We start from the raw sequence: 14566 nt of genomic DNA, 5'->3' as shown, positions 1-14566 counted from the left end.
AGGTGCTGCTTAAGGTCCTGGAGATCTACGCCACCGCCGATACCATATACCACATAGATATTGATAACGACGGCGTCGTTGACGCCTTGCACGTAGGCGTAGGACGGTTAGATCTTCTGGACTGGGCTAACCGCCGCATCGTGTCGTCTCATACGGTTACTTTATGGAATAAGGCCGGAGGGTCCCTGCAGAAGGACCTTGAGTTTGTCTACAGCACATCGCGAGATTTTGAAGGCAACGTAATAAAGAAGGTTGTTTACGCGGAAGACAAGCCGGGTAAGCCGACGCTGGAGATCTACGCCACTGATTTTGACAAATACGGCATCGGCTGGACCTCCATAGTGGCGGCTTATGATGAGGCCGGCAACCGGCATCCCTTAGAGCTTGCTTTCTACAAGGCCCCCAAGATAGTAGATTTCAAGGATATAGACGGCATCTTTTATAAGGACAGGATATTTGAATTTGAGTCCACAAAGCTTGACGGCGAGGCGGCATTTACCGCCGGTTTTGATAAAGATTATAATTCCTTTAAGGTCGAGGTCATAAGATTATCTGGCGCGCAGTTTATCAAGGAAAGATACATGATGGGCAAGAGCGGCGAGGGCCGGCTGATGTATATATTAAGCGGCCACAGGTTTGGCCAGAATGGCGAGTTTATAAGCCAGCCCGAGTGGCTTACGGTCATGTTCTATTCCAAGCAGCTTAGCGCGCTTGAGTCAGCCGGATGGGATCATCTTGGTTTCGCGGCAGAGAGCTTGACCCATAAATTTGACTCTGGTAAAGGCCCTAACGCCGCCGAATACGCGCGGAAAGATTATGTATCTCATGTTTATGGCTTACAAGTGGAAGATGTGGAAGGCAAGAAAGTGTTTGTTTACAGGGTCGATGAACGCAGAAAAGGCAGGCAGTTCATTAAAGGAATGGCCCTGCGCTTAGACGGAAGAAAATACGCTATATTCAGTTACTACATTAAGGCGAATATCGCGATCGGCAATCAGGGAGTCTTAGTGGACAGGTATCTCTGGGAGATCACGCTTAACGATACGAAAGAAGAGCCTGTTATGTCGTGGTTGATACCACAGGGAGGATATATATCGGCTGATGGAGCCGACAAATATCTGACCAAGGTTTATCAGGCGGATAAGACCGCTTACGCGCTGGGTGAGGACGGCCGTATTGCCGCGGATTATGTGGTTCGCGAAAGAGAGGCATTCTCCGGAGGCAGGAGGCCGGTAGGCGTGTCGGATTGGAGCGGCATTACAGCCGTCCTGTTTAATGGAGAAACCGGCATAGGCAGGTTGATCAAGCTTTACTCAGGCGACAGAAGTTATGAGGGCGTCTGGCACATTCAGGGTTACCGCTACCTAAACGGTGAACTGGACAGCAAGGAGCGCCTTGACCTGATTGACGACTGGCATAAAGAATGGGATACAGGGCGGCTGTTTAAGATTGTCGCGGCGGTTTTGGCGGTGTCTTATATCCTGGTTATCATCATTGCCTGGTTGTACAGACAGGTGAAGTTAAATAGGGACAGGAATGCGCCGCCTCGGCTGAACCCGAAGGGTGCATACACCGGATACATGCTTCGTCCCGATGATGGATTTGGCTGTGAGGGTGATATAGATAAAGCGACAGAGACACAAGTAAGGAATGACTTAGGAGAGATGGAAAGCCAGACCAGAGAAACACAGAATCACTATGTTGCCACGAGCACCTTTGATGGATTCCGTTGGTTCCTGGAATATATAATCCTCCATAGCAATGCATTCCCCGGCTTTCTTAATAAGGTATTTCCTGGCAGAAATGTAACTCCTGATACGCTGCAATTTACCCGCGAGGACTTAAGGATTTATCACAGAGTATTCCATATGGCGAGCAACCCTCGCAACTCCCCGATATTTACGCAGTTCCTGTTCTTCCTTGCCTGGAACATGGCGCATGAGGGTAGATGCGCACAAATAGGGCCTGCTATCAAAGCAGAGGTAGAAAGGATGGACCATTTCTTGAGAAATCAAGACCCGCTTCACCTTAGGGGAAACACACGTGCAGGACTTCCGCTTATCTGCTTTGTCAGCTACGATGATCTGGACGACGTGTTTAGGACGGTCAAATATGTCAAGGAATATATCGATACCTATTGGAACGGCGGCAATAGCTGGGATCCCGCGACCACAATCAAAAGAGGTAAGGATTTACTGACCGGTTCTTCTCCCGCGTTTACGCAGCTTAGCCCTTATAAGACCTATAACGAAATGGCAGGCGGCGTATTCAACTGGAGAGGCTGGGTGCAGTCGGCTATCAATACAATGCCGGTTTATATATGGAATACTTCATTATTGACTGTTAATATAGGCCTGCAAATGGGCTTGGGATGGTTTATGGTTTTCGCGGCTATCTTTGGCGGTATCTACCTATTGCTTAAAGCCACAGAAAATAGATGGCAGTATTCAGAAGAATACTGGGAGCGGCAGATAAAGCGCGACGCAGAAAAGGTAGAGGCGCTTGAGCAGGAGATAGCAGCGAAGAAAACTACTGGAAAAGATGTAAAGAAAGAGACAATAGCATTGGGTGAAGCGCGCTATGCTACCCGAGTGTTGGAGTGGGTGCGTCAGAAAAATGAATTCGGTGAGCCGGTCCCGAGTTCCCGCGGCAGGAACAGGCCGGCGCATACCTTTGAAACCTGGCTGAACCGGGTTGTCTGGACGGGGATTACCGCGGTGCATTTTGTCTGGAATTACTTTATCCTGGGATACTTTATTGACGCCGCCAGCACGGTGAATTATTTTGACATGATAATATTCCCGGGATTAACAGCCTACCTGTGGAATCCAGTCAATATTATTTTCGTTATATTTGCCTACCTGTATCTCCAGAGCAAGATGGACAGCCATAGTAACTCCTGGTTAGATTATGGCAAGCCCGCGGGGGTTTTGGCAGGATTTATCGCCACCTGGTTTGTATTAGGCTATTTTGCCGGCGGCATTCTTGCCAAGATCATTTTATTCCTTCCTTTCCCGTTCTTCTATTTCCTCGCCACTTACTCTTTGATGCAGTATGCCCAGTCGCTTATCGGCTTGGCATTAGGCATTTATGACGGCCGTCATCTCATCCGGAGCTGGAAATATCTTAGTAAGGATATGGATAGTGGTGAATTGCTGCAGCAATTTATTAATAAGTTTATTCCTGCCCGGGTAATTGCCCGTGGCCTGAGTATAGAACAGGCAGAGGTTGCCTTTGCAAAATATTGGAATCTGGTTGTCATGAGGCCTGCCTGGGCTGAGGATATATTTAACGATAGTGAGGCGAAACCGGATTGGGTTCCTGAGATCGTGGTAGATAATAATGGTGATACCTCTTTCGTTCACAGTGGAAAATCAGGCAGGTATCTCTTTGTTCTTGAAGAACGCGATCCCAAAGATCCGGCAGCGCAGAAGAGCCGTTATTTATCAGAGAAGGTTATCAGGCGGCCTGATTTAAGCAGGCCGCCCAAGGACAGGCGCGCCAGGCGCCGGCTGTATTCCTGGTATGAACATATGCTTATGGACAGGGAGCGTATGCCCTATATTGACAGGATATCATTCGGGTTTAATATTCCGAAATATTTCAACGAAAACTACATTATGGAAGGGCCGACTAAGCTGAGCTGGTTTGACCCGGCAATTCGGCTTAATGACAGGTTTGATAAGGGGATGTCCTCATCGGTTGCTCCGGATGCGGAAGGCCGCCGCGGTAATACCTTTATGACCGCTCAGATAGAGTATGATCGTCCGGGCTGGAATAATTTTATCCGCCGGCTTGCGCGGAAGATTAACCTACGCGGCAATGTTGATAACACGGTGAAATACGATGATATCTATCCTGACCTGGAGCGGATGCGCGCTCTTAAGAGGGGAGAACGCCTTGAAATTAAAAATGACTGGGTGCGTTTTGAGGCAGAGATGTGGGCAGGCTGCCGCTTCCAGCCGATCGGCAGGACCGTGAGAGGCGCGATGCATTTTGAAGATAGCTTGAAGGTTCTGACAAGCATCTGTTACCATGACCAGGAGCCGCCTGAGGGAATGACCTGGGATGGCTGGGTAGAGCAGACGGTCAAGGACAGATTCCAGCCGTTATTGGGATATCAGGTCTTCAGCGGGATCTGGGATAGCGGTAAAAGCGGGAACGCCGGAGATTGTTCCGGCGTATTACAGAATTATATTCAATTAGCGCGCCTGTTCCCCAATATGGAAATGGCTTATCTTTATGCGGATAGGGAGGGGCAATGGAATATTCTGACAAGGGGCTTTGATAAGGACGGCAATCCTATCGTAGTGACAAAGGAGAGGATTTATGCCGCCGGCAATCCTATCTTTATGCAGGGAAAGCCGGAAAATCAGAACCGGCTCCTGCAATTATTGCGCGTGGATTATTCTCTTGGTGTTGATGAGAATATGGATTTATACAGCGAGGACACCTGGTTTATCTTAACCGCCCTTAATGAGTTTGAAAACGACAATGTTGCCTATGTGGGCCTTATGGAAGATATATTTACCGAGGATTATTCTTCTCCCGGTGCGTTTGACGCGCACGCCGACAGAACATTTAACATTATAGTGCAGCCGGCATTAGACAAGTGCGGCAAGAACAGATATGAATACGGCCATGGCGGTATCTGGAGGGTGAAATACCTTAAGGCATTGGGCCGGCTTAGCAAGAGCCATGTGGTTAACGAAGATATATTCAGCGGTTTCCTGTTGAAGTTATTAGGTATGACAATCAAGGTCTATAGAAAGGCAAAGCTCAGCAAGGCACGCGAGGTAAGTTTGGGGGGCGTATCCAGTAAGAACACGAAATTCGGCGCGGGCGCCACAGAGCAGAAGCAGACCCGCGACTTAAAGAGGATGCGGGATGACCCTATGTATGGGAACGCGTTTGACCGTTTCCTGGGTATGCTTACTCATTTCTACGGCGGTTCCGGTTTCTTCTTAAAAGAGCCCTGGGTCATAAGGGGAAATCTTCAGTATGCGCTCTGGCTGGTGTTCGGGGGCTTAAGCGCCTTTGCCGCCTTCCCCGGTTTGGATATTTCTCTGGCAATCATAGGTGTAATATATGCCGTTGCCGGCGTGTTCACCGGCCTGGCTCGTATGCTGTTTGACCATGGCTTCTGGGGCAATATTGAGAAGAGGTCCAAGTGGGTCGTAGCTGCCGTGGCCGGTATCCTGTTTGCCAAGGTCTGGTTGTTTGGCTTCAGCTGGCTATTTACCATAATAGCGCTAATAATAATATCTTCCCCGGGGCTTACAAACTGGCTTGATTATGTTGCGCGCTCTACTCCTTTCTTCCAGGCGGTCGTATTCATTCATGCTATCGGCACTGAACTTGCCCAGAGCGGCAGGGCGCAATATTTTGGCAGCGGAAGAAGCCCTGAGCTGCATCATCGTCCTTTGTTCAACGCCCATATTTCCGGAGAGAGGCCAAAGGAGAAAGAGCCCTTATACAATCAATATGAAGAAGGAATGAAACAGCTGACCACTTCGCTTTTTGGCATAGTGTTGTCAGGGTTGGGCATCTGGTTATTCAGGAATCCCTCTCTGCTTCTATCATTGGTGGTATTCACATTCTTCCTGTCGGGATACCTGGCGCCCATATTCTTTAATAACGGTGCCACGCCGCTTGACGTCGGGTTAGAGAGTTGGGCTAGACTATATGTCAAAGATGCTGTCAATTGGATGCAGGCGCTAAAGCAGGGAAGCACGGATGCAGCGCGCTTGGGAAGGTTGCGTCTTGCGGTTCACGGAATCATTATATTGTCGATCGTAGGTATAGTCGGGCTCATTCTTTCGCCGGTAGCCTTGATCAAGCAAATTTTTGATTTGAACAAGAGGGGGCCGTATGGCGCGAAGGCCGTGTTGCCTGCGCCGGCAGCGGCGGTAGTGTCTGCGTCGTCTTCATCGGCGGCTCCGGACTTAACATTGCCGGTAGATACAGTCAGATCGCCTTTACAACCATCAATTTCGCCGTTAATGGCCAACAGCGCATATGTCCCTGCGGCACAATTGGAGTGGATGGCAAGAAGCGGCCTGGTGCGCGCCGGGCCGGATATAAATCAGCCCGCCGTTTCTTCTCCTCTAACATACTACGCCTCGTATTATTTCCCATGGTTGCATGAAGATGAGTTGCCGCAGAGCGTAGAAGCTGCAGCCAAGCGGATTATTGAAGCCCATGTGGACGTAACGGATGCCTATTCTGCCTATCTTGGAAAATCAATAAACGATATTAGAGAATTCTCCGGAGTTTTTGGATATTCCACTATTTACGCTGACCCGAGCCGCGGCAGGGCAGCCGTGGCGCTTATGACCGAGAACGGATTTGACGCCGGTGACGGCTACCGCGCCGCACAAGACAGGATCGGCAATGCCTGCGGCATTGTTTCAATCCGCATACTCGACTATCCTTATTATTTATTCAATGTTGCCGGTGATACGGCAGCGGTTCTGGTTAGGGAATCAGCCGATAAGAAAGTAACTGTTGGTAAAACCGAAGGGCAGGCAACCCTATATCTGTCCCTGCCTTTATTTAACCGGCTACGCGACCAGGGCGATACTTCTGAGGGCTGGCCGTCTGCCTTGAATACCGTCATAGCGCACGCTATCGCGCATGTGGCCGGCTACCGCGAGTATCAGGCAAATGCCTACCATACCGTAGTGAACAGGCATGTGGATGAGGAATTAGAATCGGCGCTTCAGGCGGCCCCTGTGTTTTCTTCATCCAGCGTTACCCTGGAAGATGTTCTATCCGGCCGCGTTACATTCAGTATGATCAAGCCGGACGGCCAGGCGTCTGAGGCGCAGATAAAAGAGTACTTACAGGAGCGCGCCGTCCAGATACTGGTTGAGGAAAGAATAGAGCATATAGATACCCCCGTGTTTGAAAACTTTTATGCCGAGCATAAAGACAGGCCGTTCTTCAGGCCGTTTATCAATTATATGGGCCGGGGCGCGGTAACGCTGCTTATCGTGCGTATGCCGGGACAGAAAAGCGTAGATAGTTACCGTAATATCCTCGGTAAGACCGACGGCAGCGAAGAAGGCACGCTGCGCCGGAAGTTCGGCGCGGAGAAGGAAGGGTTTACCTATGTTAACGCAGAAGGCATAGAAAAGCAGGGGTATATTATCCGTAATAAGGTGCATGGTTCTGACTCTATTGTCGCGGTAATGCGCGAGATACGCATTATGTTTAACCGTGAGGAGCTGGAAGGGGTTTTCAAGGAGGAGGCGCTGGATGTGATTTATGGAGAAATCGGGCTAATCGCGCACAAGATAGATTCTTTAGAAAGACAGAAGCTTGACATAGATGACATAGCAGCACAATTGAAGCAATTTGTTATTGGCGGTGATTTCAAATGTACCGTATTCGATCGGCATTTCCGCGGCAGAAACGAAGATTTAAAGACAGGGAAGCGCGGGACGCATCATTATCGCCTGCTTATAGGCGCGGATAAATTAGTGAACATAGCGTATCTGCCTGATGGCTCAATTGAGCTGCGCGAACGCATAGTCGTAAATCTAGATGCCAACAGCTATCCTTATGAAATTGTCATTCCGCAGGAGCCTTGGGTTGAGGATGTTGTGGAGCGGATACGAACGATAATGAGGCAGTTCAATGAGGCGGTGAACGATGAGGCTATTACCTTTGTCTGGGTTTTTGGCTCTCTCGCGGATGGCGATTGGACTCGAGATGTCGATGATGCCGATTTCTTTATTCCCTTGCCCCATCCCAACCTTGTTACGCAGGAGACCTATAACTTTGTTCGCCGCTTAACTGCCAGGCCAATATTGGCAAATAGGGCCGGTTATATCCCACTGGATCCTTACATTTATTATTCATCCAGAGAAGGAACGTCTTTCGTTTACGACAAAGAAACAGCATTTGAACACGGAACTAAAGAGAATATCAGGGGTATCGCTTATATGTTTAAGGTTGCGCTTAATCCTTCTTCCTCCAGCCCTGCCTCCCATATTCTCGCAGTCGGCACCGTCCCCATCCCTGAGAATGTGTTGAGCGAGCAGCTTAAGCTTAATCCTTTGGTTAGCCGCGATGGCGGAAAACCGGTTATCCTGGTCACCGGCGGAGCGGGATTTATAGGGTCAAATCTTGTGCGGTATCTCAGGCACAAACATACTGATTATCGGGTGGTTGTGGTTGATCGGCTCTCAACAGGCGGGTTAATGTCTAATGTTGAAGAATTCAGGGATTGGCAGGGGTATCGGTTTATTAAGGGAGATATACAAGATAGGGGATTGCTTGACGGCGTTATAGGCGAGGTTGACGCGGTGATACATCTGGCCGCGGAAAGCCATGTGGATAGGTCGATCTGGGGCGCGTTGCCGTTTGTTGAATCCAATGTGGCAGGGACAACAGTGCTTCTTGACGCAGTCAGACATCAGAACGCTGTCAGGGCTAAAGCGCAATATCCGCGCATCAGGTTTATCAATATGTGCACCGACGAAGTGTACGGCGACAAGAAGAGGGGCGAGCGCGGTAAGTTCAAAGAGACGGATCCGCTTCGCCCAAGCAACCCCTATTCAGCGAGCAAGATGGGGGCCGAAGGAATGGTTCTTTCGTTCAACAGGACATACGGGCTTGGCGCGATAAGTGTGCGCGCGACGAATAACTACGGCCCTTATCAGTTTTATGAGAAGATGCTGCCGTTCTTCAGTATCAGGGCAGCGCGCGGAGGGGAGATCACGGTATATGGAGAAGGCGATAATCAGAGGGACTGGCTTTCTGTGTGGGATACCGCGCGCGCCTTTGACCTGCTCCTGCATAACGGAATACAGGGTGAGATTTACAATATCGCGGGAGGCAACGAGCGCACGCTTATCTGGATGGCTAAGAAGATACTGAGGGTTGCGGGGAATAAGGATGCCAGGATCAAACATGTTGGGGACAGGCCGGGCCATGATTTTCGCTACGCGGTGAATGCCGGTAAGATCAAGCGCGAACTCGGTTATGAGCCGATCGTTGATTTCAATGAGGAGATTGACCGGGTCATAAGGTGGTATGTTGGGAATGAGGATTGGTGGTGGCCGCTTGCTTCCTCAAGCAGCCCGCTTGATTCTGAACCGCTGGATATCGGAGAGGCGCATAGAAATATAGGTTTTGCCGCTGAACGTATTCTGGATGGATACAATAGGGCCATTCCTCAAGAGGGTCCAGGCGGCAGGAAGATTATTCCCTACGACCCGAGTACCGAGATAGAGTTGCCGCTTAGGAACGGTAACGCTATGCGGCTTTGTTTTGTGCCTGACCGTAAACCTTCCCGTCTGGTCCTGCCGGAAAATCCGCGGGTGGATATGCCGCACCCTCTTTATGAATGTCCGCTCTGTAATTTTGATAAAAAGAACCCCTGGCAGGTATTTGATGAAGCAGTAGGGCGCGGCCGGAATGAATATTTTCTTTCCACGGTAATAGGAGAATATGCGCAAAGGCAGGTTATGCTTACCAGCAAACAATGGATCTCGCTGGTCATTAATGAACCGGTGCGCCTGTTGGATATTTTACTCTTTACCGCTGCCAGAGGCACAGGTTATGAAACTATAATGAACGCCGCATTTTTAAATGCCAGCCAGGCGCAGCATTTCCATATCCATTCCGCCTCTCAGACCAGCAGTATCTGGGAAGCCATTGATGCCGAGCGCGTAAAGATCGAGGAACCAGAGATTGAAAATGATGATTTCCGTTGCGGCGAGATGACCGGCTGGCCGGCCAGGATACGGATGTACGAAGGAAGAGATATTGAGCAGATATCTGAAAAAGGCGCCGCGGACTTCGCGGATTTCTACCGTCATAATATACCTGTTCTGGCAACAGCCCGGGTCTACGATGGCGGTTGGTTTCAGATGCTCATTGCCTTGAGAGAGCTTGCCGGCAGCGTAATGACCATTTATTTATTGGATAATGATAATGGAGACAGGAGGGTCCTTTTTGAACATATGGGCGTTTTCGGCAGGAACGCGGTGCGCGGCAGAGCCACGCTCGACCTGGATGAATCAGACAGAAAGATCCTCGCCTTGGCGTTTGAGGAAGCGCTGGGCGGTCTCTCAGATTGGCATTGGCATCCGGCGTCTTCCAGCGCGGTTGAGGCATCAGTCCACGGCTTGTCGTCTGAGTGGTTTGCTTTACGTGCAGCTTTACTAAACGGCGCTATTTCAGAGCCTGTGTTTGTGTCAGAAGTCATGCGTCTGCTTGACAGCAGCGCGTTTGTTGTGCCGGTGGCTGTCGCCATACCCGATCGTCCTTATCGTATGGGCGGCCTGCTTATGAGCGAAAGCGCAGGAGATGACCCATATACTAATTTCCGTTTAAGAAGGACGCGTGACGATGGCGTGCTGTTGAGAAAGGCAGTTGCGGACGAGAATGTATATCGCAGGTTTAAGGCGGTAATGACACGGTTTATGAATCTACCCGCGACAGATAGCATGTCGCTGTATGAAGTGATGGAAGTCAATCTGACCCTTATTCTTATGGCGTCTTTGAACGATTATGAGGCAAAATTGAAGAATGAGGCGCGAACAGGAGCTTATGGATTAATCACTCAGGCGCGCGAACTGATAGATGGCGCTACCGATACTTTGGAAGCGGCTCTGCGTATTTCAGCCATCGGTAATATCCTTGATTTTGCCGATCCGGTTATGGGAGAGGAATTAAGGCGATCAGATTTTTCACTTACCGATGCGCTCAAGCGTGAATTCAGGCGTGATGATTTCTGGTTAAGAAATGATATTGGACGGGTGGAAGAAATTCTCCGCGCACCAGGACGCAGGATTGTTTATGTAACTGATAATGCAGGTGAAGATGTCCTGGAGATTGCCGCGTTGATCCCTGAATTTTTAAGGCAGGGCCATCAGGTCGTTCTGGTTGGTAAGACCTATCCCGCGGGAAACGACGCCACACGGCAAGATTTAGAAGCGATCATTGATCACGATGATATCAGGCCGCTGCTTGAGGGGCTTCGCCAGCGCTTAAGCATCATCGGTTCGGGTTCATGGGTATTGGGAACTAACTTGAGGCGCCTGTCTCCGGAATTCCTCGCTGCCTGGAGTCAGGCAGATTTAATTATCTTCAAAGGCCAGGGAAATTACTTTACGGTACGCCACGCCAATCCTCAGAAGCCGTGCCTGTTCCTGATGAAGGTCAAGTGGCCGCTGGCCGCAGCTAACCGTTATCTCAGAGGCGCCAATGTGGCTGAGCTGGTATCAGGCAAGGTAACGGTTTCCAGCAGCGCGGCGGAAAATTCACTGGCGATAAGCGATGGGCTTATAAGGTATTCTTCGATAAACCGCGTTATCGGCAGATACGGACGGTCCAATCATGTTTTTGAGCATCAGTTGCTTGCCGGAGAGACGGATATCGGGATATTGCGTTTTCATCCGAAAGATGGAGATGGGGTAAGTAGCCCTGCGAGTTCCGGGTCGTCCGTTCCGGATGCCGATTGGGACCGGCAGCAGTCAGCGCCTCGCCGTGGTGTGATGGGGGCGAGCAGCGCGATAGACAATGTTTCCATAGGGGATATGCTCGCCAGCGCGTTTACCCGGACTATTTCACTGTTGGGACCCGATAAATCCGCAGTTTCAAAAGACGAATTGTTGAACGTATTGAGGCTCGCTGATATCTTCCGGATGGTGTACGTGAGGGAGTCCGTCCGACTAAAGGATGTTCAGGCAGAAGAGCGGATAGAAAAGACCGTGCAGCATACGGGAGAGCTATTCGAATGGTGGCTTAAGACAGAGGATAATAAGTACATCAGTGATTATAAGGTATGGATTCTTGTAATGGCGCTCCATGATATCGGTAAGATAAGACAATATCCCGATCACGAACGGGAAAGCGACGATATCATCCGTATGTACGGCTTATTGACCTGCTTGGTGGCGCGTGGTCTTATTACTGAGGCGCAGCGCTTGGAGATTGAACTGATCATTCGCTACCATATTTATTTGCATAAACCATTCTCCGGCGAGGCTGATTATGTGCTTTGGGAGGAGTTTTTTGGTGACGCGCGTGTTCATCGGCTCATTGCTTTGGTCGCTGGGAAAACGAGCGCAGGAATGCTATATGAAGTTACGAAAAAGATTGGCTGGTTTACTTATTTTGATACGAGCGCGGTGATCCAGCATTTCGGCCTGGTTTTTCCCCAATGCAAGGTTGCCTTTATGGAAAATGCTTGCGCCTTATTGAAGGAAGTCAGGCTGGACAGCCCGAATGAGATTGCAACATATCTTGCGCGGATAAGCGGCAAAGATGTGGTAGGCAGGTTCCTGCGCATGGCGGCAATGCGCGATCGGAATGTGGATAGCCCCATTGATTATCGCCAGAAATGGAACGAAGCGATGAGCGGGCTGCAGCAAGGCGGATTCGGATTGGCTGGCCGCGACCTTTCCGATTTCGCGGCGTTTATCGGCGTGCGGTTGGAGTACTTTGATGTCACCTTTGCCAAATTTGCCTGGAGCAGCGCAACAGGAGAATGGGATTCCTTTAGGGCTTCAGCGGATAACTGCAGGGATGTCCGGCAGGCGCACCGCCTTAACCCGAATGCGATTAAGATGCTTGTATTTATCGCCGTGGCTTTAAAGATTTCCGGAGGCCTGGGCCTGGTTGACTTCCGGAAGGCGGATGGCCAGCTTATAGAGAAAATAACCGATGATGAGGAGTATGCCCGGCATGTATATTTCCTGAATCTTGTTTTTGATAAGGCTGAAAGCTATGAGCGTGACGGAGATACGATCTATCTTCTGGATAGAGAGGGGAAGAGAGTGCGAGGGCGCGGGTATATTCAAATGACCCCTGCTGAGGGTATCAGTATTGTGGTTGATGCCGCTGCAGGGAGTTCCTCGATAAGCAGCCTGATGGAACAGGACGCCGATAATACCTTAAAAGATATCCTTCATCGGTTGCTTGCGCCGGATATGCGCGCGCGTATTTTACAAGCGGCGGACCTTTCGGTAGACGACATCTGGGCTAAGCTGCCTGCTGAGCTTCTTGAGAACGAGAAAGAATTGTTGCGCGCGGTTATCCGTGTTGAGGCGCCTTCAATGCCGATGCCGAAAGACGAGGCGATTGAACGCCTTGCCCGGCACATGATAGGCGTGCTCTGCGGCATACTGCAGGCCATAAAATTAAAGGAACTTTATGGCAAGGGCATAGGAGTTGAGCTAAGCCGTCTGGGACAGAAGAACTTAGGCAAACTTGCTTCGTCACGCGACCCCAAAACCGCCGCCGCGCTGCTTAAGTATATCGCAACTATGATTGAAGAGGCAGACTATGGCTGTTGGATAGCGGTCGTCCTGTTGCACGATATAGCTAATTTGATAGATACGGCTTTCCACGGGCAGCTTGCGGCAGATTATCTTGAGAAGGATGGACTGTTGGATGATCTTGAGTTCAGGCGCGAGCAGGTTGAATCCATTATATTACGGATCAGGAATCATATCTTTATGGGCGTTCTATTCGTGGGCGACTTAAGCTTCACCAGCGTGTTGAGCATTTTTGAGGACGCGTGGACCCGCGCATTCTTGACCGGCAGGACTGACGCGCAGGGGCAGGGTGTATTCACTAATATTATACCTGAGCGGTTTGAGCTCTTGACGCGCCAGATCGGCGCAATCTGCATGTTTGACGCCGCTGACCTGGGCGGGTTAGATGTGCTGGACGCGACATTTAAGAAGACCCAGATCGAACAGTGGATGTTGTTCTATAGGTTGAGCTCCAGCTGGGATGACTTTAGTGCCAGGATCAAGGGTTATTACACTTCTCAGGAATACCTCTTTGATACAGTTTATCGCATTATCGCGCGGTTTGACAATATGCTGGAAGAGCGCAGCAAGGATTTCTATCTTGATAAATTCAATGAACTTATTGCTTCAGATAATTCTCTACGGCAGCTCTGGAATTATAGTGCCGGCATTAAGCCGTATATTGGTAATATCGTCTGTCTCTTCTGGGTAGCGAATAACTTATTCTGGGCGCCTACGGTTAGTGACAGAGAGATATTCGCAAGGGCTGATAAGCCGCCGATTTCCTATTACAGTCAGCATATTGATCCTACATCGAGGCTTTATCCGGAGGCATTATATTTGTTGTATTTTATCTGCCGCGCGTGGGATGAATTCGGCCGCGCCGATAATGTTTCTACCGTTCAAATCATATATGAGAATAACGAAGGCCCAATACATCGCCATAAGGATTATTTTGATATCCTGTATCAGTTTAAACAGACCTGCCGTAATCTTAATACAGAGTCACCAGTTATATTAGCCGATGGCCGTTTTGCTTATATGAGTGACGCAGCCGGAAAAATGCTTCCGTTTACTCCCGTAGCGTATCGCAAGGGCGAGAAGATAGTCGTTTCTATGGCTGCGTCGGAGCGCACGGCCGAGAGCGTAAAGGCGTTGATTAATAATTCCTCCTCCCCCATCCGTGATGAAGGCAGGCGCGTACTGGAAGAGGTGCGCAGGATGGTGGAGGCCAACGCGCCCGGCCTCTCCATCGAGGCCGACCCCGACCCAAAGCAGGTGCGCAAGAATTA

At 49.9% G+C, this 14566-nt stretch carries 1 protein-coding gene (only partly in view); it reads left to right on the top strand.

Annotated features, from left to right (window positions below; genetic code table 11):
* The coding region annotated (gene rfbB, locus PHR44_08080; protein MDD4910614.1) for a dTDP-glucose 4,6-dehydratase crosses the window boundary (this coding region is incomplete at its 3' end): on the top strand, window positions 1–14566 show 14566 of its 60515 nt. 45949 nt of the annotated region lie to the left of the window's left edge.

Source organism: Candidatus Omnitrophota bacterium (genome assembly GCA_028707125.1).
Taxonomy (GTDB): domain Bacteria; phylum Omnitrophota; class Gorgyraeia; order Gygaellales; family JAQTUX01; genus JAQTUX01.
Note: the sequence above shows the minus strand (reverse complement) of the source record. Positions and strands in the feature narration are given on the sequence as shown.